The sequence below is a fragment of the Actinomycetospora chlora genome, assembly GCF_039542135.1.
Classification (GTDB): Bacteria; Actinomycetota; Actinomycetes; order Mycobacteriales; family Pseudonocardiaceae; genus Actinomycetospora; species Actinomycetospora chlora.
Genome location: NZ_BAABHO010000004.1, coordinates 103,897 through 129,354, shown reverse-complemented (window position 1 = coordinate 129,354; position 25,458 = coordinate 103,897). Strand labels below are relative to the sequence as shown.

The window sequence follows — 25,458 nt, the reverse complement described above, 5'->3', positions numbered from 1 at the left end:
CGTACGGTGTTCGTCGCGAACGTCGTTCGTCAACGGAGGTACCCGCATGATCCTCGTGACCGGGGCCCGCGGCCGTGTCGGCCGCGCCGTCCTCGACGCCCTGCTCGCCGCGGGCGTCCCCGCGGGCGACCTGCGCGCGACCGGCCGCGACCCGGCCCTGCTCGACCTGCCCGACGGTGTCGCCGGCGTCGCGCTCGACCTCGCCGACCCCGCGTCGGTCGCCGCCGCCTGCGAGGGCGTCGACCAGGCGTTCCTCTACCCCCGCGGCGGGCCGGAGGTCGCCGACGCCGCCGTCGCGGCGGGCGTCGGGCACGCCGTGCTGCTCTCCTCGCTCTCGGTCCTCGACGACGACCCGGACGACCACATCGGCGCGATGCACCGCGCCGCCGAGCAGCACCTGGTCGACGCCGACCTGACGGTGACGCTGCTCCGTCCCGGCGCCTTCGCCACCAACACGCTGGACTGGGCCGACGGCGTCCGCGCCGGCACCGTCGAGCTGCCCTACCCGGACAGCCACGTCACCCCCATCCACGAGGACGACATCGCCGACGTCGCCGTCGACGCCCTCACCGGCGGGCCCACGCGCGGCACCGCGCCGAGCCTCACCGGGCCGGCGTCGCTGTCCTTCCGCGAGCAGGTGGCCGTCCTGGCGGCGGAGGCCGGGCGGCCGGTCGACGTGGTCGCGCTCTCGGCGCAGCAGTACCGCGACCGGATGGGCCGCGCGCCCGCCTGGGTGGCGGACACCCTGCTGCGGCTGTGGGCCGCCACCGACGGCGTGCCGCAGCCGGTGGCGGACGTCGAGCGGCTGCTCGGGAAGCCCGGCCGGACCTTCGCGCAGTGGGCGCACGACCACCGCGACTCCTTCGCCTGAGCCTTCGCCCGAGCCCTCCCGGCGCCTACGGTGCCGGGGTGAGCATCGACGTCCGGACCCCCGCCGAGCGGGACGCGATCCTGGCCGACCCGGGCTTCGGGCGGCACGTCACCGACCACATGGTCGTGGCCGACTGGTCCTCGACGGGCGGCTGGACCGTCCCGCGGGTGACGCCGTACGGGCCGCTGACGCTGCAGCCGTCGGCGGCCGTGCTGCACTACTCGCAGGAGATCTTCGAGGGGCTCAAGGCCTACCGGCACGCGGACGGCGGGATCCACCTCTTCCGCCCCGAGCGCAACGCCCGCCGCTTCGCCGCCTCGGCGCGGATGCTCGCGCTGCCCGAGCTCGCCGAGCAGGACTTCCTCGACGCCGTCGCCGCGCTCCTGCGCGCCGACCACGCCTGGGTGCCCGACGGCACCGGCGAGCGCAGCCTCTACCTGCGGCCCTTCACGGTCGCGACCGAGCCGTTCCTCGGGGTGCGCGCGGCGGCCGAGGCGACGTTCGCGGTGATCGGCGGGCCGGCCGGGGCCTACTTCCCCGGCGGCGTGACCGGCATCGGCCTGTGGGTCAGCACCGAGCACAGCCGGGCCGCGCCCGGCGGCACCGGCGCCGCGAAGTGCGGCGGCAACTACGCCGCCGGCCTGGCCGCCCAGGCGGAGGCGAAGGCCCGGGGCTGCGACCAGGTGCTCTTCCTGGACGCGACGGAGCACCGCTGGCTGGAGGAGGCGGGGACGATGAACGTCGTCGTCGTCACCGCCGACGGCACGCTCGCGACACCGCCGCTCGGGACGATCCTCGACGGCGTGACCCGCCACAGCGTCCTCACGCTGGCGCCCGAGCACGGCCTCGTGCCGGTGGAGCGCCCGATCGCGATCGACGAGGTGCTGCGCGGGTGCGCGGACGGGTCGGTGACCGAGGTGTTCGCCGTCGGCACCGCGGCCGTCGTCACGCCGGTGACGAGCCTCGTCCACGCCGGGGTGACCACCACCGTCGGCGACGGTGCGCCCGGCCCGCACGCCCTCGCGATCCGGGAGCACCTCACCGACATCCAGTACGGGCGCGCGGCCGATGTCCACGGCTGGATGCGCCGGGTGGTCTGAGACGCGCTCGCTCGGCACTGTCGGGGGTGCCGGGCAGGATGGACGGCGTCGCGCTTCCCCCGCGGCGACCGCACCGGTCCTGCCCGAGGGAGCCCGCCGTGTCCACCCACGCCGACCACCGCCGCGCCCGCGCGCGGCTCGACGCCGAGACCATCGACCGCGCGGCCGCCGTGCTGCGCCGGCGGGTGGCGCTCGGCCGCTACGCCGGCCTCGCCGGCGACTACGCCGGGTTCGAGGTGTGCGCGCTGCTCGAGGCCGTCGCGCACGCCTCGGCGGAGGACCCGCGCTCGTCGCGGATCCGTGACGCGGCGCTGCGCGCCGCGATCGCGGTGCTCGCCGACGAGCCCGGCTCCTCACGGTCCGCGCCGTGAGCACGGTGAGCGCGCCGCTCGCGGTGGCCGTCGGTGACCACGGCGAGGGCGACGCCGGCGACGAGCGCCACCTCGCCCAGCAGGGCCAGGGGGCCGGGCACCGCGCCGGCGAGCAGCGCCGCGAACACGAAGCCCCACGCCGTCTCCAGCGCCATCAGCTGGCTGACCAGCACCGGCGAGAGGCGGGCGGCCGCGGCGTGCCAGAGGCGCACGGCGAGCCACGACGACACCAGCCCGAGGAAGAGCACCACGAGCAGGGCGCGCACCGGCTGGGCGGGCACGCCCTGGGTCGCGACCAGCCAGACGCCCACGGGCAGGGCCAGCACGCCCGCGGCCAGGCCCTGGGCGCCGGCGAGCACCGGGCCGAGGTCGGGGCGGTCGCGCAGCAGGCGGTGCGAGTCGAGGCCGTACCAGCTCCACGACACCACCGCGACCAGCGCGAGCAGGGTGCCGACCACCGCCGACCAGCCACCCGGGCCCGGCGTGGGCGTGGTGTGCACGAGCACCTGCCCGACGGCCACCAGCGCCAGCGCCGGCGCGAGCGCCGCCAGGCCCGCCCGCCCCCGGCCGCGGGCGGAGACCACGGCCATCACCACCGGCACGATGCCGATCGTGGCGACGGCGATGGTCGGGCCGGCCAGGCGCACGGCGAGGGCGACGAGCCCGTAGTAGACGAGCGAGCCGGTCAGGGCGTGGGCGACGACGCGGCCCCACGGCACGTCGGCGCGCAGCACGCGCCGCACCTGGGGCAGCGAGACGGCGCCGAACGCCACGAACCGGCCCATCGCGAGCAGCAGGGCGGGCGCGAGCGGCGCCAGCTCGGGCGCCACGAAGACCGCTCCCCACCCCGCCCCGGCGAGCACCATCGCCGCCAGGGCCGTCCGCCTCGTCATGCCTCCCGTCATGACTCCACGATGCGCCCGCGAGGGTGGGTGATGCCGGGCGATCTCGGACGCTCACGCCGTAGAGGGCGCACGATGGCGTCGTGACCGCCCCACATCGTGCACGATCCGCCCAGCCCGATCTCGACCGCCTGGATCGGCGCATCCTCGATCACCTCGCCGACCACGGGCGCTCGAGCCTCGCCGACCTCGCCGAGGCGGTGTCGATCTCCCCCTCGTCCGCGCAGCGGCGGCTGCGGCGTCTCGAGGGCGAGCAGGTGGTGCGCGGCTACCGCGCCGTCCTCGACCCCGACGCCGTCGACCGCGGCCTCGTCGTGCACCTGTCGGTGACGCTCGTCGACCACACCGCCAACACGGTCGGGCGGTTCGAGCGGCACATCGTCGACCTCGACGGGCTGATCAGCTGCCACCACGTCACGGGCGACGTCGACTACCTCCTGCGCGTCGACGTCGCCGACGTCGAGGCCCTCGACGTCCTGCTGCGCCGCACGCTGGCCCGCGTGCCCGGCGTCGCGCGGTTCACGACGATGGTCGCGACCTCGGCCCTGGTGGACCGCTTCACGCGGGTGTGAGCGTCAGCCGGCCGTGAGCCGGTCGACCTCGGCGAGCAGGTCCGACACCTGCTTGACGACGCTGAATCCGTCGTGGGCGTAGCGCGCGGCCTCGGGTCCCTTGGCCTGCTTCCAGCCCTCGTCGAGGGCGGTGGTCACGGCGGCGGCCAGCGAGTCGGCGAGCGCCCGCCGGTTGTCGGTCTCGGGCACGAGCGTCCCGACGGCGTCGACGACGAAGTCGCGCGGCCCGCCGGAGTCGGCGCCGATCACGGGCGTCCCGCACGCCATGCACTCGAGGAACACCAGGCCGAACGGCTCGCGGTACGACGGGAAGACCCCGACGTCGGCGCACGCGAACAGCGTCGCCAGCTCGGGCTGCTGGCGGGGCCCGACGAGGTAGGTGCGCTCGAGGCCCAGCTCGGCGACGAGGTCGTGCATCTTCTGCTGCTGCTCGACGGGCCCCGACCCCGCGACGACGGTCAGCACCCGGCGCCCGTCGCGCTCGTAGGACGCGGCCGCGGTGAGCAGCGCGTCGAGCCGCTTCCAGTCGGCGAACTTGCCGACGAACGCGACGACGGCGTCGAACCCGCCCTCGGGCGCGACCGGCTGCGGGTCACCCCCGGGCGGCGGCAGCGTCGTGAAGCCGGCCAGGACGCTCGCCCGGTCGTCGTAGAGCTCGGGCGCGGGGTGGAAGAACTGCTGGTTGTAGCCGTTGTGCGAGAGCACGATCCGGTCGCGCGGGAACTCGGGGAAGATCGCCGAGAACGCCTCGATCTGCTCCGAGGAGATCGAGGCGACGACGTCGACGCCGTGGTCCGGGTCGGCGTAGTCGAAGATGTTCTCCTGCTGCATCCAGGGCAGGAAGCGCCACGGGAACTCCTCGGGGTCCTCGCCGCGCTGCTCGTGGACGTACATCTTGAGCTCGGTGCCGTGGGCGAAGCAGACGACCGGGACCCGCGCCCGCCCGTCGGCCACCCGAGCGCGGTTCACGTCGCGCAGCACCACCGGGTTCATGAACGCGTGGTGGGCGATGAACAGCGAGAACTCCTCGCCGGTGGCGGCCTCGACGTCGACGATGAACGCCGTGACCTCGGCGACGAGGCGGGCCCGGTAGGCGTCCACCTCGTCGGGGCCCATCGCGTGCCACCGGTAGCTCGACACCGGCGAGACCGACTCGCAGATCGGGATGTCGTGGTCGAGCGCGAACACCCGGACGTCGTCCTCGCCGGGCCGGGTCCGCTGCACCCGCGACGGGTACATCGAGTAGGCGCGCACCCCGTCGAGCTCGTCGTAGGCGCGGTGGTGCGCCTCGTGGAGGATCCCGGAGCCCGGGGCGAACTCCCCGTCGCGCTGCCAGTTGTTGGTGCCCAGCTGGAAGATCAGCCGGTCGCCCATGCGCCTACCCCCGGGTGTGGAGATCGTCTCGGGCGAGAGCCTAGGGCGCCGTCAGATCGCCCCCAGGGCCAGGCCCCGGTAGTTCTCGGCCAGCGCCCGGCGGGCGGGCTCGGAGACCTCGATGTGGTGCAGGTGGGCCAGGGCGAGCTGCTCGTCGAACGGGTCGCCGTCGGGGTCGACGTGCAGCATCGTCGTCATCGTCCAGGAGAAGTGCGACGCCCTCCAGACGCGGCGCAGCGCGGTGTCGGAGTAGGCGTCGATCAGCGTCTCGTCCTTGGTGGCGAACCACTCGGCCAGCGCCTCGGCCAGCACGCGGACGTCGGCGACGGCCAGGTTGAGGCCCTTCGCGCCGGTGGGCGGCACGATGTGCGCCGCGTCGCCCGCGAGGAAGAGCCGCCCGTGGCGCATCGGCTCGCTGACCACGCTGCGCATGGGCGTCACGGACTTGTCGGTGATCGGCCCGCGCTCGAGGGTGAAGCTGCCGTCGTCGAGCGCGAAGCGCGCGGCGAGCTCGTCCCAGATGGCCTCGTCGTCCCAGTCGGCGGCGTCGGTGCCGTTGGGCACCTGGATGTAGGCGCGGGTGACGCTCGGCGAGCGCATCGAGGCCAGCGCGAACCCGGTGCGCCCGCGCGCGTAGATCAGCTCGTGCGACGACGGCGCGACGTCGGCGAGGATCCCGAGCCACGAGTACGGGTAGACGCGCTCGAAGCGGCGCCCGAGGCGGTCGGGGATCGCGCGGCGGGCCGGCCCGTACGAGCCGTCCGCGCCCACGACGACGTCGGCGCGCACCACGTGCTCGGCGCCCTCGTGGCGGTAGCGGACGAGCGGGGTGTCGGTCTCGACGTCCTCGACCGCGGTCACCTCGGCCTCGAACAGCAGCGGCTCCCCCTGCTCCAGGCGCAGCGCGATGAGGTCCTTCGTGACCTCGGTCTGCGCCCAGATCATGACGTGGTGGCCGGTGAGCTCCTGCATGTCGACGCGGACGCTGCGCCCGGAGAACCGCAGCTCGAACCCGTCGTGCGGCAGGCCCTGTTCGTCCATCCGCGCGGCCGCGCCGACCTCGCGCAGCGCCTCGACGGTGCCGTGCTCGAGGATGCCGGCCCGCTGGCGGGTCTCGACGCGCTCCCGCGGTCGCGACTCGAGCACCACCGATTCGACGCCGCGCAGCCGCAGCAGGTGGGACAACATCAGGCCCGCGGGCCCGGCGCCGATGATCGCGACCTGGGTGCGGTCGGGGACGGGGCTCGTCACGGCGACTCCGGGGTCTCGATCGTCTCGGCCGGCGGCTGGGCGAGGCCGTGGGCGGACAGGTCGAGGAACACCGTCTCCCCGGGGCCCTGCATGCGCACGTCGAAGCGGTAGCCCGGGCCGGTCGGGCCGCCGTCGGGCACGGCCATCAGCGTGGCCCGGCGCTCCTCGTCGAGGGCCGCGAGCAGCGGGTCGGCGGCGTTGGCGTCGACGTGGTTCGGGAAGTAGACGCGCGTGAACAGGTGGTGCAGCAGACCGCGGGCGAACACCGTCACCGCCAGGTGCGGGGCGTGCGGCGAGTCCGACGGGGCGGCCGGGCGCAGGGTGCGCAGCGTGTAGTCGCCGGCCCGGTCGGTGGCGACGCGGGCGAAGCCGGTGAAGCTCCGGCCGTCGCGGTGCAGCGAGCCCGGGCGGGTGGGCAGACGGCCGTCGGGGCCGGCCTGCCAGAACTCCAGCAGCGCGTCGGGCACCGCGGCGCCCGCGCCGTCGCGGACCGTGCCGTGCAGCGTGATCGCGCCGGGCGTGCCGGCGGGGACGACGTCGCCGCCGCCGTCGAAGGGCAGCCCGAAGGCGAAGAACGGCCCGACCGTCTGGGAGGGGGTGAGGTCGAGCATCAGTCGCGGTCCTCCGGGGTGGCGTGGCTGCCGTCGAGCACGATGTCCCAGGTGTAGCCCAGCGCCCACTCGGGGCGGGTGACGTCGTGGTCGTACGCGGCGACCAGCCGCTGCTGGGCCTTCTCGTCGGTGACCGACTGGAAGATCGGGTCGTAGCCGAACAGCGGGTCGCCCGGGAAGTACATCTGCGTCACCAGCCGCTGGGTGAACGCCGTCCCGAACAGCGAGAAGTGGATGTGCGCGGGGCGCCAGGCGTTGCTGTGGTTGCGCCACGGGTAGGCACCGGGCTTGATCGTGACGAAGCGGTAGCGGCCCTCGTCGTCGGTGATCGCGCGCCCGCCACCGGTGAAGTTCGGGTCGAGCGGGGCGGGGTGCTGATCGCCCTCGTGGCGGTAGCGGCCCGCGGCGTTGGCCTGCCAGATCTCGACGAGCTGGTTCCGCACCGGGCGGCCGTCGCCGTCGAGCACCCGGCCGGTGACGATGATCCGCTCGCCGAGCGGCTCGCCGGTGTGGTGGCGCGTCAGGTCGGCGTCGAGCGGGGCCACGTCGGCCGGGCCGAACACCGGCGCGGCCAGCTCGGTGAGGCTCGGCGGCGACACGACCAGCGGGCGCTGCGGGGCCCGCAGGGCGGTGCTGCGGTAGGGCGCGTAGGCGCGGTCGGGGTGGCCGTCGGGACGCGGCGGCGCGGCGGCGGCCGCGGCGATCTCCGCGGAGACCTCACGCTGCGTCGCGGGCTCCTGGGGTGCACTCACGGTGACAGGGTGCCTCGCCGGCCGGCCGTGCCAGAATCGAGCTTCCGGCCACCGGAAGGAGCCCAGGGTGAGCCCATCGCGCGACGGCGAGCGTGGCCCGTCGGTCACCGGCCGCGTGCTCGGCATCCTGTCCGCCTTCGGGCCGGGCGCCGAGGCGCTGTCGCTCTCGGGCATCGCCCGGGCCGCCGGGCTGCCGCTGTCCACCGCCCACCGGCTGGTCGGCGAGCTCGCCGCCTGGGGTGCGCTCGAGCGCGGCGAGGACGGGCGCTACCGCGTCGGGCTGCGGCTCTGGGAGGTCGGCGCGCTCGCACCGCGCAGCCTGGGCCTGCGGGAACGCGCGATGCCCTACCTCGAGGACCTCTACGAGGCGACGCGGCAGAACGTGCAGCTCGCCGTGCGCGACGGGCACGAGGTGGTCTACGTCGAGCGGCTGGCGCACCCCGAGGCCGTCCGCGTCTTCACCCGCGTCGGCGGGCGGATGCCGCTGCACGCCACCGCCGTCGGCCAGGTCCTGCTGGCCTTCGCCCCCGCCGCGGTGCAGGAGGAGGTGCTGGCGGGCCCGCTGGCGCCGCTCACCCCGCGCACGATCACCGACCCCCACGAGCTGCGCCGCACGCTGGCTGCCGTGCGCCGCGAGGGGGTCGCCGTGTGCGACGGGATGGTCGACCTGCTCTCGCTGTCGGTGGCCGCGCCCGTGCGCGGCGAGGACGAGCGGGTGGTGGCGTCGCTGTCGGTGGTCGTGCCCAGCGCGGGCGCCGAACCCCGCACGATCGTCCCGGCCGTCCGCGCCGCCGCCCGGGGCATCTCCCGCGCGCTGGGGTCACCGGCGGCACGCCGCCGCCCGGCCGGCGTCGTCACCCCGTTGCCGTCCGCCGCCGAGGCGTCGGGGGCCTCGGGAGCCGCCGGCGCGTGACCCGCCCGGCACGAGGGAGTCCCTCGCGGCGTCCCGCGGAGCGAAGGCGTCCCTCGCTCCCCGGCGGTAACCCGTCGCACCCGGCGTCGTTGGGCCGTCCGGGTGCCGCCGATCGACCCGACGGTCGTGGACCCTCGGCGAGAGGGTCGCGATGCGGCGGCACGTGCGGTGGGGTCTCGTGGTCGCGGTGGTGCTGGCGCTGGCCGGGCTCACCGGTCTCGGGGTCCCGGCGCTCGCGGACCCCGGACCGCAGCTCCCGCTGCCGGTCCCCCAGCCGCACCGCGACTACGCGCCGCTGGACCGTCCGGGCCCGGCGCTGCAGGTCACCGACGCCGCACTCGCCGCGGCGCTGGACTGCACCGCCGACGTCGACGACGCCTCGCGCCCGCCCGTGCTGCTCATCCCCGGCACCACGCTGACGGCCGAGGAGAACTTCTCCTGGAACGATGAGCGGGCGTTCCGGTCATCCGGTCGCCCGTACTGCGCCCTGACGCTGCCGAACCACGCCATGAGCGACATCCAGGTCTCGGCCGAGTACGTCGTCGCGGCGATCCGGGCGGTGCACGAGCGCAGCGGGCAGCGCGTGGCGATCGTCGGGTTCAGCCAGGGCGGCATGATCGGGCGCTGGGCGCTGCGCTTCTGGCCGGACACCCGCACGCAGGTGGGCGAGGTCGTCGGTATCGACCCGTCCAACCACGGCACCCTCGACGCCTACCCGGTCTGCGCCGCCGCCGGCTGCGCGCCCGCGTTCTGGCAGCAGCAGACGCTCTCGGCGTTCACCACCGCGCTGAACTCCGGCACCGAGACGTTCGCGGGCATCGACTACACCCAGATGTGGACGCCGACCGACGAGGTCGTCGTCCCCAACCTCGGCCCGCGGCCGAGCTCGCAGCTGACCACGGGCGCCGGCCGCCGGGCCAACATCTCGACGTTCGACGTCTGCCCCGGCCACCTCGCGGACCACCTGTCGATGGGGTCGTTCGACGCGCTGGCCCACGCGCTGGTCGTCGACGCGCTCGACCACGACGGGCCGGCGCGGGCGTCGCGGATCGACCGGGCCGTCTGCCTGGCGCCGCTGCAGCCCGGCGTCGACCCGGCGACCTTCCCGGCCCGCCTCGCGACCTACACCGCGGGCATCGCGTCGCAGGTCGCGCTCTACCCGCACGTGCTCGCCGAGCCGCCGCTGAAGCCGTACGTGCTGGGTGGCTCCGCCAGGTGAGCAGAAATCAGTGCTCCGGCACTGATCTCTGCTCACCTGCGCGCAGCGCACCTGGTTTGGCGAGGTGCCGCGTTCGGCGACACCGGGGGGACCACCACACCCACGGAGGCCCCCGTGCGCCCGTTCGACGACATCGACCGCCTCGCCGACGCCGAGGTGCTGGACAAGGTCGCCGCCCCGCTGCGCGACGCCGTCCACAAGGTCCTCACGCGCCAGGACGTCAAGGACGCGCTGCACGGCGTCTGGATGGGCCACCCGCTGCACCCGGTGCTCGCCCAGCTCACGATCGGCAGCTTCGCCTCCGCCGGCATCCTCGACGTCTCGCCCCGCACCCGCCGCCCCGCCACCGCGCTGATCCTCGTCGGCCTGGTCTCGGCGGTGCCCACCGCCGCCGCGGGCTGGGCCGACTACGCCGACGGGCACGAGGAGCAGCAGCGCGTCGGGGTCGTCCACGCGGCCGCCAACGGCGCGATGCTCGCCGGCTACGCGGCGTCCCTCGCCGCGCGGGCCCGGGGCCGCGGCTTCCGTGGCGCGCTGTGGGGCTGGGCCGCCCTGGCCGTCGGCACCGTCGGCGCCTCGCTGGGCGGCCACATGGCCTACCACCAGGCCATGGGCGCCAACCACGCCGAGGGCTACCCCCACATCGGCCCCGGCGACTGGACCGACGTCGGCCCGGTCACCGACCTCCCCGAGGGGGAGCCGGCACGCCGGATCGTCGGCGACGTCGGCGTGCTCGTCGTCAAGCGCGGCGAGCAGGTGCACGCCCTGGCCGACCGCTGCGCCCACGCCTCGGCGCCGCTGCACGAGGGCGACCTCGTCGACGGTGACGGCCGGGGCGAGTGCGTCGTGTGTCCCTGGCACGGCAGCGTCTTCCGGCTCGACACGGGCTCGGTGGTCCACGGACCGGCCACCGCGCCGCAGCCCACCTTCCGCACCCGGGTGCGGGACGGGCGTCTCGAGCTCGCGGTCACCGGCCACGCCGGCGTCCCCGCGAGCTGAACCTCGTCGCCGGTAGGGCGTCCGGGTGAGCGGACGACGGCCGTCGGGCGAACCCCGTCCGGCGGCCGCGCGGACGTCTCCGGCCCCGAGCGCGACCGAACACGCGCCGTGTCAGTGTGGTCACGACGGCAGCACGCCGCCTGGTCGACGAGCCCGTCGGCCGGGACCGCCCGCCCCTCGGGAGCTCCCCCGCCATGACGTCCGGTCCGGCCTCTGCGCCTGCCGACCTGCCCGCCGACCCGCCCGCGGACTCCCCCCGCTCCGACCTCAGCGACCACGAGCGCCACATCGCCCCGCACGTGATGGTCTACGTGTTCGCGTTCGTGCCCTTCCTCGCCCTCGTCGCAGCCGTGCCGCTGGCGTGGGGCTGGGGGCTGACGTGGGTCGACGTCGGGCTGACGGCCGGGTTCTACGTGCTGACGATGCTCGGCGTCACCGTCGGCTTCCACCGCTACTTCACCCACGGCGCGTTCCGTGCGAGGCGGGCGCTGCGGATCGCGCTCGGGGTCGCCGGGAGCATGGCCGTGCAGGGCCCGATCCGGCACTGGGTGGCCGACCACCGGCGGCACCACGCGTTCGCCGACAAGGAGGGCGACCCGCACTCCCCGTGGGCGTTCGGCACGTCGCCGGCGGCGCTGGTGCGCGGCTTCTGGCACGCCCACATGGGCTGGATCTTCGAGCGCTCCCTGACCAACCAGCAGCGCTTCACCCCGGACCTGCTCTCCGACCCTGACATGCGGGCGGTGCACCGCGCGTTCACGTGGCTGACGGTCGTGAGCCTGCTCGCGCCGGCCGTGCTCGGCGGGCTCATCACGTGGTCCTGGTGGGGCGCGGTGACGGCGTTCTTCTGGGCGAGCCTCGTGCGCGTCGGGATGACCCACCACGTCGCGTGGTCCACCAACTCGATCTGCCACCTCGTCGGCGAGCGCCCGTGGGGCGCCCGCGACCGCTCCACCAACGTGTGGCTGCTCGCCATCCCGAGCATGGGCGAGGCGTGGCACAACCTGCACCACGCCGACCCGACGTCCGCCCGCCACGGCGTCGGTCGCGGCCAGCTCGACATCTCGGCGCGCACCATCTGGCTGTTCGAGAAGCTCGGCTGGGTCAGCCACGTGAAGTGGCCGACGCCGCGCCGCCTGGAGCGGCTGGCAGCTCGCGCCTGATCAGTACGCGCGCCGGTACCGGGCGTCGAGCAGGCAGTAGAGCCCGAACGCCCCCAGGCCGACGGAGAGCACGACCAGCGGCGTGACGCCCTGCCAGCGGCTGACGAGGTCGCGCAGGGCGGCGTCGAGGCCCCCGACGCGGGACGGGTCGCGCTGCAGCGCCGCGACCCCGAACAGGACGCCGACGGCCGCGAACGCCACGGCACGCGCGATGTTGCCGACCGCGCCGAGCACGACCCCGGCGCGGTGCGCCCAGGCCGGCAGGTCGTCGACGAGGTCGCCCATGAACGACCGGGAGACACCGGTGTAGACCATCGTCACCGCGATCACGATCACCGTGAGCGCCACGGCACCGACCAGCAGCCGCCCGCCGGGCAGCGCCAGCAGCCACGTGACGAGCTTCTGCGGGCCCGCCCGCCCGCTGGCCGCGCTGCCGAGGACGGTCCGGGCGGCCACGACCGCGACGGCCAGCACCGCGATCGCCTTGGCCGCGGCCCCGACGCGCTTGCGGAAGCGCTCGCCCCCGGAGACCCAGCGGAACCCCGCCACGGCCGCCGTGACCTGCCACACCGCGAACGCCACGAGCCCGGCCGCGAACAGGACCAGCAGCACGATCCCGGCGGGCCCGACCGACGCCACCGTCGCCACGGCGCCCTGCTGGTCGACCTCGGCGGCGCTGCCGAGCGCCAGCCGCAGCCCCAGGACGGCGACGAGCAGGTGCACCGCGCCGTAGGCGACGAGCCCGGCACGGCCGAGGACCTCGACCACGCGGCTCGGGGCGTCGCCGCCGCCGTGCAGCGTGTCGTCCCAGGCCCGGTGGGCGGCGTGCTCGGCCGCGTCCTCGACCGCCTCGACGGCGTCCTCCCGCTCGGTGGTCACGGCGCTGGGCTTCACCGCTGCGGGGCCGGCGCGAAACCTCCTCAGAAGTCCGGCGCGGCGTCGGGCGGGTGCCCGGCGGCGTCGGGGATGCGCTGCAGGTGCACGCGGCGGGCGAGCCGGATGCCCGGGCGGATCAGCAGCTCGACGCTGCCCACCACGAAGAACCAGGTGCCGACGTAGGTGGTCGCCTCGGAGAAGAACAGGATGCTGCCGACGAGGAACCAGATGCCGATGAGGATGTCGTTGAGGGTCGACAGCACCTCGTAGCGCCGGCGGATCACGAGCTCCTCGTGACCGACCTGGAAGATCAACGGTGGGTGGTGGGCGCTCGCGTCCGTCATGGGGACACCTTGCCCGGGTCCGCCGGCGGAGATCAGGTGCGCGCGCCGAGCGAGCGGGCGTGGCGCTCCGCGGCGTCGGCGTCCTCCTCGGCGCGGTCGGCCTCGCGGCGGCGGGTGTCGCGCTCGCGGGCGGCGGTGTCGGCCCGGTCCCACGCCTCGCGGCGGGCCTGCTCGGCGGCCTCGAGGCGGCGGCGCAGGTCGGTGACGGTCGTGTCGGCCTCCTCCGCCTCCTGCGTCGCGGCGTCGGCGTCCTCGGCCGCGCGGCGCGCGGCCTCCCCCGTCTCGTCGGCGCGCTGCCGGGCCTCGCGCGCGGCCCGCTCGGCGCGCTCCCGCTCCTCGCGCTCGCGGCGCTCCCGCTCCTCGCGCTCGCGGCGTTCCTGCTCGGCCCGCTCCCGCTCCTCCTGCTCGCGCGTCTCCTGGTCGTCGCGGACGTCGAGGGCGTCCTCGCCGTCCTCGGTGTCGTCGGTGTCGTCGGTGTCGTCGGCGTCCCCGTCGGGCTCCTCCGCGGTGGTGGCCGGCCGCGGCGGGCGCCGGTCGGGCCGGGTCGTCGACGGCCGGACCGTTGCGGCACGGCCGGCGGGCCGGGCACCGGAGGCGGGCCCGCCGAGGGCGGCGCTGATGCCCCCGTCGCCGAGGCCGGGGCCGGCCTCCATCCCGCCCGCCAGCTGCCCGCCGGCCAGCGCGCGGGCCGCTGCCGGGTCGGCCAGGGCAGCACCGATCGTGCGCTCCAGCTCGCGGATCGCGGGGTCGCCGAGCCGGACCGCCTCCTCGCGGGCGATGCGCCGCCCCCGCTCGACCAGCGCGTTGATCAGGCCGTGGCGCTGGCGGGAGAGCTGGCGCAGCGCGTCGCCCTCGAGCTTCTCCTGCGCCTCGCGCAGCGACCCGCCGAGCTCCTCGAGCGCGCCGACCTCGTCGGGGTACTCGCGGGCGAGGCGGTTGGCGACCCACGCCGCCACCGACGGCTTGCGCAGCGCCCCGATCCCGCGGGCGAGGTCCCGGTCGTCCTTGCGCAGACGCTTGACCAGCGCGTCCCGCACCCCGATGAACTCCTCGCGCCCGATGCCGTAGAGCAGGTCGGCGGCGTCCTCGAGCGAGCGGGGCAGCTCCTCGGCGGGGGCGCCCTCGACGGTCTGCTCGTCGGCGGGCGCGTCGGGACCCGGGGGCATGCGGTGCACCTCGTGGGAGATCGTGGGTGGGAGATCGTGGGGCGGCGCGGGTGGGAACACCGTGCCCCATGGCGCCCACTCCGCGCACGCTCCTCCGCCGGGCGCGCCAGCAGCTCCCGCGGCCCTGGCGGTTCGTCACGCGCGTGGCCGCGGGGAGCGGCCCCGAGCGCGAGGCCGTCGTCCAGGCCACCAAGGCCGCGGCGGCCGCCGGGCTCGCGTGGCTGCTGGCCCGCTGGGTGCTGCGCGCCCCGCAGCCGTTCCTCGCGCCCTACGCGGCCGTCTTCCTCGTCGTGCAGGTGACCGTCTACCGATCGGTGCGCGACGCCGTGCAGCAGCTGGCGGTGGTCACCGTCGGGGTCGTGCTGGCGCTGGCGGCGACCCTGTTGACCAGCCAGGTCGTCGTCGGGCTCGTCGTCGTGGTGCTGGTCGGGCTGCTGCTGGGCCGGTTGCGGGTGTTCGGCGACCAGGGGCAGTGGGTGGCCGTGACGGCGCTGATCCTCGTGGGGCAGGCCGGCCCGGCGGCCGGCTCGCCGGTGGAGGCCGTGATCCGGCTGGCGGAGATCGCGCTCGGAGCCGTCGTGGGCGTCGTGGTCAACATGCTGGTGCTGCCGCCGGTCTACCAGCGCGACGCGGCCGCGGCGGTGTCCGGCGTCTCCGGGCGGCTCGCCGACCTGCTGCGGGAGGCGGGCGCGTCGCTGCGCGAGGAGCAGGCGCCGCGGGCGGAGCATGCGCACGACTGGGTGCACCGTGCCCGCTCGCTGGCCGACGAGGCGCGCCGCGCCCGCGACAGCGTCGCGTTCGCCCGCGAGAGCCTGCGGCTCAACCCGCTGCGCCGGCGCGTCCGCGCCCCGGAGCCGACGGTCGTCCTCGCGCCCGCGGCCGACGCCGTCGTCGAGGTGGCCGGGCACGTCCAGGACGTGGCGGAGGCGATCGTCGAGGCCGCGGAGGAGATCACGACCTCCGGCGAGGAGGCCGGGCCGGACGCGGAGACGGGGCTCGACCCGCTGTTCGTGGGCTCGTTCGCCGACCTGCTCGACCACCTCGCCGACGCCCTCGTCCAGATCCGCGACGACCCGGGGTCGCTGTCGCCGCGCGCGGACCGGCACCCGCCGGGGTCGGCGGCGCTGGAGCTGATGAGCGCGGTGCACCGCGACGCCGCCCAGCGCCTGCCCGGCGCGTCGGGCGAGGTGCGCGCCGGCTGGAGCGTCGAGGGGGCGCTGCTCAACGCCGCCCAGCGCGCCGTGGTCGACCTGACCGGACGGCGGCCCACGGCGGCGCCACCCCGCGACGGCGCGTAGCCGCGACGCCGTTGCTCCATCCGGGGGACATCTCTGACCGTTCGTAACGAAGATCACCGCGGGCCCGACGCCTGCTCGACGGTCGCACCGCGCGCCCGGCACCCCGGGGGGACGCATGCGCAGGGTCTGTCTGGTCGTGGCGTCGGCGCTCGTCGCCGCCGCCGTGGTGGTCACCGGGGCGTCGACGGCCGGGGCCGTCGAAGGCAGTGACTCCGAGGTCGCGGCCGGCGACCATCCCTGGATGGGCCGATTGGCGTGGACCCGCGACGTGAGGTTCCGCGTCGATCCGCACGGCACGTGCGGGGCCACGCTCGTGACGCCGCAGTGGGCCCTCACGGCCCAGCACTGCGTGGAGGGCAAGGCCGCGGACGAGTTCTCCGTGACCTTCGGCAGCAGCCGCTTCGACGGTGACGGGGGCTGGACCAGCCCCGTCAGCGAGATCGTGCGGCATCCCGACTACCGGCACGACGGGCTGGTCAACGACCTCGCGCTCCTGCGGCTGTCCCGGCCCACGCCCCCCGCGATCCCGCCGGTGCGACTGGCCACGAGCAGCGCCCAGCGCGACCTCATCCACCTCAGTGCGGAGACGACCCTGCTGGGGTGGGGGGTGTGGGCGGAGGCCGACCACAGCGATCTCCTGCGGCAGGGGCACATGACCATCGACCTCGTCGACGCCAACTACGTCGCGGCCCGGCCCGTCGACCGCGCCTTCGGCGCGTGGACCGGGAAAGGCGACAGCGGCGGCCCGCTCCTCGTGACCGACGGGGCCGATCTCGTGCAGATCGGGGTGGTCAGCGGCAGCGAGACCGCCCAGCCGCAGAACAGCGTCTTCAACCGCGTCGACGCCGGCTCAGTGCACTGGCCGTGGCTGTCGCAGGTGACCGGGCTCGTCGCGCAGGACACCGCGGCCCGAGGTGGGCCGCCGGTGCAGGGGCTGGCGGCAGCACCCACCCGGTCACGCGACGGGTACTGGTCGGTGGACCCGTCCGGTGAGGTGCGCACGGCCGGCGACGCCCGCTCGTACGGCTCCCTGGCCGGACAGCGGCTCAACGCCCCGGTGGTCGCGATCACCCCGACGGAGGACGACGGCGGGTACTGGCTCGCGGCCGCCGACGGCGGCGTCTTCGCCTTCGGCGACGCCGGGTTCCTCGGCTCGATGGGCGGACGGCCGCTGAACGCCCCCGTCGTCGCGATGACGTCCACACCGACCGGTCGGGGGTACTGGCTGGTGGCCGAGGACGGCGGCGTCTTCGCGTTCGGGGACGCACCGTTCCTCGGCTCCCTCGGGGCCCGGCCGCCGGCCCACCGGGTCGTCTCCATCGCGACGACCCCATCCGGACGCGGGTACTGGCTGGTCGACGAGTCCGGCACGAGCTACCGCTTCGGCGACGCGTAGGGGAGGCGTCAGGCGCGGGGGGTGACGACGCGAGCGAGGCCTGGCGGGGTGGCCATGCCGGCGGTGGCGGGGCCCTCGAGGACGTCGCCGTCGGGAGCGAAGCGGGAGCCGTGCAGCGGGCAGTCCCAGCTCTGCGCGGCGTCGTTCCACGCGACGATGCCGCCGAGGTGCGGGCAGACCGCGCCGAGCTCGTGCTCCACCCCGCCTACGCGGCAGCGGGCGACCTTGCCCCGTGACGTGGTCTCCACCCGGCCCTCGCCCTCGGCCAGCGGGGCGTCGGTGGGCAGGTGCGGGCGGGCCCAGCCGGTGGCCAGGTAGCGGCCGACCTCGCCGTTCGCCCGGGCCAGGGACGGCAGGGCGGACACCGCCGGCGCCCGGTCGGCGCGCAGGGCGTGCGCCCACGGGTTGTCGCGCCCGGCCACGAGGTCGCGCAGCGCCAGGCCGGCCGCCGTGCCGCCGGTCATGCCCCACTTCGCGAACCCCGTCGCCACCAGCACGCGCGGCTGGAAGGGCATCGGGCCGACGAAGGGCAGGCCGTCCTCGGGGAGGTAGTCCTGCGCCGACCAGCGGTGGGTGATCTCCCGGACCGCGAACCGCTTGCCCGCCCAGGCGGCCAGTGCCTCCTCGTGGGCCGAGGTCGGCGTGCTCGCGCCGACGCGGTGGCCGAAGCCGCCGGTGAGGAGGCGCCGCTCGCCCTCGATCACGGCGGTGCGCAGCGACACCGTCGGCTCGTCGACCGACAGGAACATCGCCCCGGGCAGCGGCCCGTCGACGCGCACCGCCTGCGCGTAGGACCGGCTCGGCTCGACGCGGGCGAAGTACAGGCCGCGGTCGAGCACGGGGACGCCGGTGGCCAGCACGACGCGCTCGGCGCGGACCTCGCCGTGGTCGGTGCGCAGGCGCGGCGCCCCGAACAGCGAGACGCTGCGGACCCGCGTCGACTCGTGCACGGCGTGGCCGCGGTCGTGCAGCTCGCGGGCCAGGGCGGCCAGGTAGGGCACGGGGTCGAACTGGGCCTGGTCGGCGAGCGTCACCGCCTCGGAGACGCCGAACGGCAGCCCGACGTCGGTGCCCAGCTCCGCGGCGAGGCCGGCGCGGCGCAGCACGGCCGCCTCGCGGCGCACCGCCTCCGCCCCGGCCGAGGACCGCCCGCTGGTGGTGAACGTGACGGCGTCGCGGCGCTCGAGGTCGCAGTCGACGTGGCGGGCGCGGTCGAGCAGCCAGTCGAAGCCTGCCCGGTGCGCGGCGACGTAGGCGTCGACGGTGTCGGCGTCGTGGCGGCGGTCGAGCGTCGCGGCGCGGGTGCCCTGCAGCACCGAGATCTTGGCGGTGGTGTTGCCGGACGCGACGGCACCGACGCGCCGCGCCTCGAGCACGGCGACCTGCAGTCCCTCGCGGGCGAGCAGCACCGCCGTCGTCAGGCCGGTGATCCCGGCCCCGACGACGGCGACGTCGACCCGCCGGTCACCGTCGAGCCGCGGGTAGGTGTCGGGCTCCTCGGCGTGCTCGGGGTCGTGCCACGCGGACAGCTCGCGCGGAGGCAGGGCAGGCATGCGGAAGAGGTGTCCGACCGTCCCGAGGGTCAAACGACGACGCGTCAGACGGCCACGAGCTGGTCGATCTCCGACTCGCGCTCGATCTGGTCGCGCAGCGCGGCGAGCGTGCGCGTCAGCAGCCGGGAGACGTGCATCTGGGAGATGCACAGCACCGACGCGATCTCGGCCTGGGTCTTCTCGTGCACGAACCGCAGGGCGAGCATGGTGCGCTCGCGCTCCGGGAGGTCCCGCACCAGCGCCCGCACCATCGAGCGCACCTCGACGCGGTCGAGCTCGCCGTCGGCGACGCCGAGGATGTCGACCAGCGCCGAGTCGTCCCCGTCGCCGAGCGACTCGTCGAGCGACGCCGGCTGGTACGACCCGTGCGCGGCGATGGCCTCGGCCACCTCGTCGCGGGTCATGCCGAGGTGCTCGGCGAGCTCGTGGGCCGTCGGCGCGCGCCCCAGCTTCTGGGACATGGACGCGGTGGCCGAGCCGACGGCCACGTAGCGGTCCTTGACGCTGCGCGGCGTGCGGACCGACCAGGCGGAGTCGCGGAAGTGCCGCCGGACCTCACCCATGATCGTCGGGACGGCGTAGGAGAGGAAGTCGCGCTCGCGGCCCGGGTCGAACCGTTCGAGCGCGTGGAGCAGGCCCAGGGAGGCCACCTGCTCGAGGTCGTCGGTGGGCTCGCCGCGGCGGGCGAAGCGCCGCGCGATGTTGCGGGCCACCGGCAGGAAACCGACGACGAGCTTCTCGCGCACGGTCTCCCGACGCGGGTGGTCGTCGGGCAGGGACGCGTACTCCTCGAGCAACGGGACGTACTCGTCGTAGTCGCTGCTTCGGCCGGCCATCGGACACCCCCAAGGGGCCCCGGTGCACCAGAGCACTGACTCCGGACCAGGCGGGGCGCTCGTTTCGCGTGAGCTGACCGGCTGGTGTCTGAACCGGAGTTCCTTCGCAGACTGTCAGGTGCCCCGTACGCGGAGCAACCACACCTCCCCCGCCGTGAGGGGCCGCACCCTTGACGGCGTCAGCGGTGACGCAACCCGTCCACCAGGTCGAGCAGCGCCGCGTCTACGACCGCGTGGTGGGTCTGGTTGACGGCGTGGCCGGCCCCCTCGACCAGCACCAACCGTCCGCGCGGGCCCAGCTCCTCGGCGATGCGGCGGCCGTGGGCGGCCGGGGTGAGGCGGTCGTCGGCGGCCGCGACGACCGTCGTCGGCACCCGGGTGAGGGCGGGCAGCGCCCCGGTCTCGTCGTGGGCCAGCAGCGACGACGAGAACGCCGACGTCACCTGCAGCGGCACGCTCTCGGTGACCGCCTGCAGGCGGCGGACCTCCTCGTCGGTGGCGCCCGGGGTGAACGCGATGCGCCGCACGAGCCAGCGCCCGAGCGCCGAGTCCCGCCACGGCAGCTGGTCGGCCAGCGGCGCGGCGAGGCGCGCCCCCTGCAGCACGGCGGGCAGCAGGCCCGCCCGCCGGGCGGCCGCGTGCAGGACGCCGAGCGGCCCGTCCGAGACGAGGTCGCCCGCCGAGGTCGCGACGAGGAAGACCCCGGCCACCCGCGTGCCGAACCACTCCGGGTGCTGGCGGGCCAGCGCGAGCACGCACATGCCGCCCATGGAGTGCCCGCCGAGCACGACGCGGCCGTTCGGGGCGACGGCGTCGACGACGGCGGCGAGGTCGCGGCCGAGCTGGTCGATGGTCGCGTGCGCCGGGTCGCCCCAGCCGGAGCGGCCGTGCCCGCGCTGGTCCCAGGTCACGACGCGGGCGCGCCCGGCCAGCGCGGCGATCTGCGGCGTCCACTCCGCCGAGTCGACGGTGAAGCCGTGGCTGAGCACGACCACCGGACCCTGGTGGCCCCGGATCTCGACGTGCAGGGGCACGCCGTCCCCGGTGCGGACACCGTGGACGGGGCGGGGGCGCGGGAGGCGCCACGGGGCGGGCGCGGGCGCGATCGGCTCGGCGGTGGTCCGCGCGGTCGACAGGACGGCCATGCCCCGAGCATCGACATCGCGGGCGGGCCCACCACCCCGGAAGGCGGTGATGTCGACCAGGGGCACCCCGGCGCCGACGGGCGGTGTGACCCGTCTGCCACCGCGCGACCGCGTCTCACCGTGACGGAGCAGCGGGCCCCCGCTCACCCCGCCGGCAGGACCGCCAGCGTGACGCCGGTGGGGTGGGCCGCGTCGTGCAGGACGTCGCGCGGCTGGCGCACGAGCGTCGACGCCTCGCCGAGCGCCTCGCCGCTGCCGGTGTTGCGGGCGTAGCGGGGGTGGGCACCGCCGGAGACCTGGACGCGCAACCGGTGGCCCGCGGCGAAACGGTGCCCGGTGGGCCACAGCTCGACGGTGACCGCGCGGGTCCCGTCGCCGGCGCGGGCCGGGGCACCGGGGGCCAGCCGGACGAGCCCGTCGGTGACGTTGACCGAACGCCCCGCGGGGTCGACGTCGCAGACCCGGACGAAGACGTCGAGGTGCTCGACCTCGGCCCGCAGGTGCACGGTCGCCGACACCGGGCCGAGCGCGTCGACGTCCTGCTCGAGCACCGCGGAGGTGAACACGGCGACGTCGGCGCGGGCCTCGAGCGCGGCCTGGTCGCGCGGGCCCGAGCGGCCGTCGAGGATCGGCCCGCCGACGGCGGGCGTCGGGTGGGCGGGGTCGTACACGACCGACGTGCCGGCCTGCCGGCCGCCGGCGTCGGCGCGGTCGGGGGGCGCCTCGGTGGTCAGCGTGTGGTCGGCGCGCAGGTACCAGGTGCGGGTCGCGGCCCCGGGCGGTGGCCAGTCGGCGAGGTGGCGCGTGCCGCCGCCGCCCGAGAGCGTCACGGCGACCGGGACGTCGTCGCTGGTCGCGGCCACCGCGGCGTCCCCGGAGCCGTCGCCGAGGGCGCGGTCGAAGGCGGCGAGGGCCTCGCGGATGCCGGCCGCGGTGCCGGGCGGCGACGTGTGCACCCACGGCCCGACGACCAGGCGCGGCCGGGCGCCGGCGGCGCGCAGCGCGGCGTGGTCGGCGAGCTGCCAGGGCAGGAAGATGTCCTGCCAGCCGCCCAGCATCGTCACGTCGACGCCGGCGCGGGCCACCTCGGCGACGCCCGCGGTGTAGTCGCGGCGGGCCCAGTAGGCGGACGCGGGATCGGTCTCGCGCAGCCAGTGCTGGTACCAGTCGACCTCGCCGCCGGTCGCCGCCGTGTCGCCCCCGCCCAGGGGCAGGGCGTCGAGGGCGCGGTGCAGGGTGCCGCGCCCGCCCAGCAGCCGCGCGGTGCGGGCGACGGGCCCGGCCGCCATCGCGCGCATCATCGAGGTCCACGACAGCGCGTTGTCCAGCGAGAACGACCCGCCGGCGTAGGTCTGGTCGCGGAACGACGCGGCGGTCACGAGCAGGCCCATCGCCCGCAGCGCGCCGCCCGCGGCCGGCGCGAGCGCCCACTGGGTGAGGCCGAGGTAGCTGGGGCCGAGGGTGCCCAGGCGGCCGTCGCACCACGGCTGGTCGAGCACCCAGGCGACCGTCGCGCGCCCGTCGGCGCCCTCGTCGAACGGCGAGAGCTCACCGCCCGAGCCCGCCGTGCCGCGCACCGACTGGACGATCACCTGGAGGCCGCGCTCGGCGACCAGGCGCCCGAACACCGTCCCCACCCATCCGGCGCGGCCGTAGGGGCTGCGCACCAGGACCACCGGGCCGCGGTGCACCCCGGCGGGCCGGTGGTGGTCGTGGCGCAGGACGGCGCCGTCGGGCATCGGGACCGCGATGTCGCGGTCGACCGTCACCCGCGTCGTGCGCGGCGGCGGCAGGTGCAGGGCCCGGCGGAGGACCGCCGTCGCGAGGCTCACGGGACGCCAGTGTGCGCTACGCGCAGGTGAGCACTTCGGCGTGCTCCGGCACGCAGAAGTGCTCACCTGCCGGAGGCACACCGTTCACCCCCCGGCCTGGCGCCACGCCCCGGGGGAGGCGACGCTGCCCCCTCGTGACGTACACCCCGCGCGGCGGCGCGCCCGACGTCGGCGTCCCCGCGGACCTCGCCGTGTCGATGACCGTGGCCGAGCAGCACGAGTGGCTCACCTCGTACCTGCGCCGGCACCCGATCAGCCGGCGGACCGCCCTGCGCGGCGGGACCGGGGTCGTCGCGGCGCTGGGGCTGGCCTCGGCGCCGTGGACGCTCGCGGCCTGTGCGCAGGCATCGCAGGCGCCGGTGGCGGTGGTCGGGCGCCACCTCGCGTTCGGCGCCGACCCGCAGCGCCAGATGGCGTTCGGCGGCGAGCTCACCGCCGCGCCGCCGCCGGGCGCGCTCGTCGTGGACCTCGGGCGCGACGGCTCGTTCGGCACGACGCTGCCGGTGGAGGTGCGCCGGCTGGTCTCGCAGGTCCCGCAGGCCGACGGGTCGATCCGCGGCAGCGAGCAGTTCTTCGTGCACGCCCGCGCGGACGGGCTGGCGCCCGGCGAGCGCTACCGCTACCGCTTCCGGCTGCCCGACGGCACCACCACCGCCGAGGCGGACTTCACCACCGCACCCCCGGCGGGCGCGACGGCGCCGTGGAGCTTCACCGCGTTCGCCGACCAGGGCGTCGACACCGTCCCGCCCAGTGGGCTCGGCGGCTTCACCAACGGCTACTACGAGCCCGCCGACACCCGCCGCACGCCGACGCCCGCGACGACGATGGTCGACCGCGTGGCCGCCCAGCGCCCGGCGTTCCACCTGCTCGCGGGCGACATCTGCTACGCCGACCCGTCCGGCGAGGGCCGCGTCGTGCGCAGCAACGGGACGCGCAAGGCGCCCACGGGGTTCGACAGCTTCGACCCCACGGTGTGGACGACCTACTTCGGGATGATCGAGCGCAGCGCCGCGTCGACGCCGTGGATGTTCGCCACCGGCAACCACGACATGGAGGCGCTCTACGACGACAACCGCAGCCCGGGCGGGGCCGCGCACGGCTACGGCGGGCACGCCGCGCGCCTGGACCTGCCGGGGAACGGGCCGTCGGCCTGCCCGTCGGTGTACACGTTCCGCCACGGCAACGTGGGCGTGATCAGCCTCGACGCCAACGACCTCTCGACCGAGATCCCGACCAACGCGGGCTACTCGGGCGGGGCGCAGGCGGCGTGGCTGCGGCAGACGCTCACCGCGCTGCGCGCGGACCCGTCGGTGGACTGGGTCGTCGCGTTCTTCCACCACTGCGCGTTCGCGACGTCGAAGGCGCACGCCTCGGACGCCGGGGTGCGGGCCGCGGTGGCGCCGCTGTTCGACGAGTTCGGGGTCGACCTCGTGCTGCAGGGCCACAACCACCAGTACGAGCGCACGAATCCGATCCGCCGCGGCCGGTCGGTCGTCCAGGCCCCCGACGGGGCGACGGTGCGCCCCGAGACCGACGGCACGACCTACGTCTGCGTGGGGTCGGGCGGGCGGCCGCGCTACAGCTGGCAGGACGGCGAGACCGACCGCTACCGCGGCTTCGCGGGCCCGGACAGCGGGACGGCCGTGGCGAGCTACGTCGCCCTCGGCGAGGAGGACCACCAGCCCGAGCAGGTCGACTGGTCGCAGGCCCGCTACCTCGACTACGCCTACGTGACGGTCGACGTCACCCCGCCCCAGGGGCCGGCCCAGACGACGCGCCTCACCGTCCGCGCCACCACCGACACCGGCCAGGAGATCGACCGCGTGGTGCTGGAGCGCCGGTCCCGTACGTGAGTACTTTCGTGCTCTATAGGGGACGAAAGTACTCACGTGGCCCGATCGGTGGAACGCGCGTGAAGCGGGCATGATGCGCGCGTGCGTGCCCACCCCGTGCTCGACGTCCTCGCCGCCCGCCGCGCCGAGGGCACGGGACCGCGAGACCGCAGCGACCCCTACCGGGTCGCGCTCGCCGTCGAGGGCGGCGGCAGCCGCGCGACCTACTCCAGCGGCATGGTGCTCGCGCTCGAGGAGCTGGGGCTCGCCGAGTGCTTCGACGCCGTCTACGGCGCGTCGGCCGGGGCGCTGGCCGGGAGCTGGCTGGTCGGCGCGCAGGCCGCCCACTGCTGCGCGGGCTGGTACCGGCCCGGGCTGATGGAGCGCGTCACACGCCCCGGGCGCGGGCTGCGCGGCCAGCCCGTCGTCGACGTCGAGTACCTCATCCACACCGTCGGCGAGTCGATCGTCGTGTTCGACTGGCAGCGCGCGGTCGACGCCGAGGTCCCGCTGCACCCGGTGGCCACCGACGTCGAGACCGGCAAGGCCGTCGACCTCCACGACACGATCGTCGACAAGGCCTCGCTGCAGCTCGCCCTGCGCGCCAGCGCCGCGGTGCCGCTGCTCGCCGGGCTGCCGGTGGAGATCGACGGGCGCCGTTACGTCGACGCCGCCGTCGCCGAGCCGATCCCGTTCCACACCGCGCTCGACCAGGGCGCGACGCACGTGCTGGTGCTGCGCACCCGCCGCTCCGACCAGACCGCCATCGACGCCACGCGGCTGGAGAAGGCGCTGGTCTCGCGCCTCGGCGCGGTGAACGTGCCGGGTCTCGTGCACGTGCTCGGCAACCGCCTGGAGAACCGGCGCGCCGACGACCGCCGCCTCGCCCACGCGACGGCGTCGCCGACCGACGAGGCGCCGTTCCTGTTCGAGGTCCGCCCGCCCTCCGGCGCCGACACCATCAACCCGCTCGAGACCGACCCCGACGTCCTGCGCCGCGGCATCGAGACCGGCCAGCACGCCCTGCGCGAGGCGCTGGACCTCGAGGAGCCCGAGCCGGAGCCCGCGACCGCCTGAGCCGG

23 protein-coding genes are annotated in these 25,458 nt (G+C 76.0%); 11 read left to right on the top strand and 12 right to left on the bottom strand.

The features are described 5' to 3' along the window. Positions 1 to 46: 46 nt before the first annotated feature. The gene (locus ABD994_RS03905; protein WP_345411097.1) at positions 47 to 871 is read left to right on the top strand and encodes an NAD(P)H-binding protein; all 825 of its coding nucleotides are present in this window, start codon (positions 47 to 49) and stop codon (positions 869 to 871) included. 38 nt (positions 872 to 909) lie between these two features. Beyond that, positions 910 to 1,971 (top strand): branched-chain amino acid aminotransferase, encoded by a 1,062-nt coding sequence (locus ABD994_RS03900; protein WP_345411096.1) that lies wholly within the window; start codon positions 910 to 912, stop codon positions 1,969 to 1,971. A gap of 220 nt (positions 1,972 to 2,191) precedes the next feature. Here the strand turns inward: ABD994_RS03900 and ABD994_RS03895 are convergent, their stop codons facing one another. Next, complete coding sequence (locus ABD994_RS03895) at positions 2,192 to 3,235, bottom strand: DMT family transporter (protein ID WP_345411095.1); 1,044 nt, start codon at positions 3,233 to 3,235, stop codon at positions 2,192 to 2,194. Positions 3,236 to 3,327: 92 nt separating this feature from the next. Between ABD994_RS03895 and ABD994_RS03890 the strand changes: the two genes are divergently transcribed. Beyond that, positions 3,328 to 3,816: an Lrp/AsnC family transcriptional regulator gene (locus ABD994_RS03890; RefSeq protein ID WP_345411094.1), complete on the top strand. Its 489-nt coding sequence runs from the start codon at positions 3,328 to 3,330 to the stop codon at positions 3,814 to 3,816. A gap of 3 nt (positions 3,817 to 3,819) precedes the next feature. On the opposite strand, the gene ABD994_RS03885 is transcribed toward ABD994_RS03890, so the two are convergent. Genes ABD994_RS03885 through pcaH form a run of 4 tightly spaced genes read right to left on the bottom strand, consistent with a single transcriptional unit; the run spans position 3,820 to position 7,756 of the window. After that, positions 3,820 to 5,190 carry a glycosyltransferase gene (locus tag ABD994_RS03885; RefSeq protein ID WP_345411093.1) on the bottom strand — a complete coding sequence of 457 codons (1,371 nt, stop codon included), beginning with the start codon at positions 5,188 to 5,190 and terminating at the stop codon, positions 3,820 to 3,822. Positions 5,191 to 5,241: 51 nt separating this feature from the next. Next, the gene (locus tag ABD994_RS03880) at positions 5,242 to 6,441 is read right to left on the bottom strand and encodes a 4-hydroxybenzoate 3-monooxygenase (protein ID WP_345411092.1); all 1,200 of its coding nucleotides are present in this window, start codon (positions 6,439 to 6,441) and stop codon (positions 5,242 to 5,244) included. Further along, positions 6,438 to 7,052 (bottom strand): protocatechuate 3,4-dioxygenase subunit alpha, encoded by a 615-nt coding sequence (gene pcaG / locus ABD994_RS03875; RefSeq protein WP_345411090.1) that lies wholly within the window; start codon positions 7,050 to 7,052, stop codon positions 6,438 to 6,440. The genes ABD994_RS03880 and pcaG overlap by 4 nt, the downstream gene beginning before the upstream one ends. Beyond that, on the bottom strand, positions 7,052 to 7,756 hold the full coding sequence (gene pcaH, locus ABD994_RS03870) for a protocatechuate 3,4-dioxygenase subunit beta (RefSeq protein WP_345411161.1): 705 nt from the start codon (positions 7,754 to 7,756) through the stop codon (positions 7,052 to 7,054). Before pcaH ends, pcaG begins: the two co-directional genes overlap by 1 nt. 115 nt (positions 7,757 to 7,871) lie before the next feature. On the opposite strand from pcaH, the gene ABD994_RS03865 reads away from it, so the two are divergent. From ABD994_RS03865 to ABD994_RS03850, 4 genes are all read left to right on the top strand, one after another. Next, complete coding sequence (locus tag ABD994_RS03865) at positions 7,872 to 8,717, top strand: IclR family transcriptional regulator (RefSeq protein WP_345411088.1); 846 nt, start codon at positions 7,872 to 7,874, stop codon at positions 8,715 to 8,717. A 151-nt stretch (positions 8,718 to 8,868) separates the two neighbouring features. Beyond that, positions 8,869 to 9,936 carry an esterase/lipase family protein gene (locus ABD994_RS03860; protein WP_345411086.1) on the top strand — a complete coding sequence of 356 codons (1,068 nt, stop codon included), beginning with the start codon at positions 8,869 to 8,871 and terminating at the stop codon, positions 9,934 to 9,936. 114 nt (positions 9,937 to 10,050) lie between these two features. Continuing rightward, the gene (locus ABD994_RS03855; RefSeq protein WP_345411085.1) at positions 10,051 to 10,935 is read left to right on the top strand and encodes a Rieske (2Fe-2S) protein; all 885 of its coding nucleotides are present in this window, start codon (positions 10,051 to 10,053) and stop codon (positions 10,933 to 10,935) included. Between the two features lie 194 nt (positions 10,936 to 11,129). Then, positions 11,130 to 12,098 (top strand): acyl-CoA desaturase, encoded by a 969-nt coding sequence (locus tag ABD994_RS03850; RefSeq protein WP_345411084.1) that lies wholly within the window; start codon positions 11,130 to 11,132, stop codon positions 12,096 to 12,098. Here ABD994_RS03850 and ABD994_RS03845 read toward each other — a convergent pair whose 3' ends face one another. Genes ABD994_RS03845 through ABD994_RS03835 form a run of 3 tightly spaced genes read right to left on the bottom strand, consistent with a single transcriptional unit; the run spans position 12,099 to position 14,484 of the window. After that, complete coding sequence (locus ABD994_RS03845; RefSeq protein ID WP_345411083.1) at positions 12,099 to 12,977, bottom strand: DUF1206 domain-containing protein; 879 nt, start codon at positions 12,975 to 12,977, stop codon at positions 12,099 to 12,101. It lies immediately after the preceding gene. Positions 12,978 to 13,018: 41 nt separating this feature from the next. After that, entirely contained in the window at positions 13,019 to 13,318 is a 300-nt protein-coding gene (locus ABD994_RS03840; RefSeq protein WP_345411082.1) for a YrhK family protein, read from the bottom strand. A gap of 32 nt (positions 13,319 to 13,350) precedes the next feature. Continuing rightward, on the bottom strand, positions 13,351 to 14,484 hold the full coding sequence (locus ABD994_RS03835) for a hypothetical protein (RefSeq protein ID WP_345411081.1): 1,134 nt from the start codon (positions 14,482 to 14,484) through the stop codon (positions 13,351 to 13,353). Between the two features lie 68 nt (positions 14,485 to 14,552). Between ABD994_RS03835 and ABD994_RS03830 the strand changes: the two genes are divergently transcribed. Further along, positions 14,553 to 15,782 carry an FUSC family protein gene (locus ABD994_RS03830; protein WP_345411080.1) on the top strand — a complete coding sequence of 410 codons (1,230 nt, stop codon included), beginning with the start codon at positions 14,553 to 14,555 and terminating at the stop codon, positions 15,780 to 15,782. A gap of 115 nt (positions 15,783 to 15,897) precedes the next feature. After that, entirely contained in the window at positions 15,898 to 17,178 is a 1,281-nt protein-coding gene (locus ABD994_RS03825; protein ID WP_345411079.1) for a S1 family peptidase, read from the top strand. 8 nt (positions 17,179 to 17,186) lie between these two features. Here ABD994_RS03825 and ABD994_RS03820 read toward each other — a convergent pair whose 3' ends face one another. The 4 genes from ABD994_RS03820 to ABD994_RS03805 all read right to left on the bottom strand — a co-directional run bounded on the left by ABD994_RS03820 (position 17,187) and on the right by ABD994_RS03805 (position 22,544). Continuing rightward, positions 17,187 to 18,731, bottom strand: a complete 1,545-nt coding sequence (locus ABD994_RS03820; protein WP_345411078.1) for an FAD-dependent oxidoreductase — start codon at positions 18,729 to 18,731, stop codon at positions 17,187 to 17,189. Between the two features lie 44 nt (positions 18,732 to 18,775). Further along, positions 18,776 to 19,567: a SigB/SigF/SigG family RNA polymerase sigma factor gene (locus ABD994_RS03815; protein WP_345411077.1), complete on the bottom strand. Its 792-nt coding sequence runs from the start codon at positions 19,565 to 19,567 to the stop codon at positions 18,776 to 18,778. Between the two features lie 179 nt (positions 19,568 to 19,746). Continuing rightward, positions 19,747 to 20,712: an alpha/beta fold hydrolase gene (locus ABD994_RS03810; RefSeq protein ID WP_345411076.1), complete on the bottom strand. Its 966-nt coding sequence runs from the start codon at positions 20,710 to 20,712 to the stop codon at positions 19,747 to 19,749. 143 nt (positions 20,713 to 20,855) lie between these two features. Then, positions 20,856 to 22,544, bottom strand: a complete 1,689-nt coding sequence (locus ABD994_RS03805) for a CocE/NonD family hydrolase (protein WP_345411075.1) — start codon at positions 22,542 to 22,544, stop codon at positions 20,856 to 20,858. A gap of 134 nt (positions 22,545 to 22,678) precedes the next feature. Between ABD994_RS03805 and ABD994_RS03800 the strand changes: the two genes are divergently transcribed. Then, positions 22,679 to 24,397 carry a metallophosphoesterase gene (locus tag ABD994_RS03800; RefSeq protein ID WP_345411074.1) on the top strand — a complete coding sequence of 573 codons (1,719 nt, stop codon included), beginning with the start codon at positions 22,679 to 22,681 and terminating at the stop codon, positions 24,395 to 24,397. A gap of 81 nt (positions 24,398 to 24,478) precedes the next feature. Beyond that, complete coding sequence (locus ABD994_RS03795) at positions 24,479 to 25,453, top strand: patatin-like phospholipase family protein (RefSeq protein ID WP_345411073.1); 975 nt, start codon at positions 24,479 to 24,481, stop codon at positions 25,451 to 25,453. Positions 25,454 to 25,458: the final 5 nt, after the last annotated feature.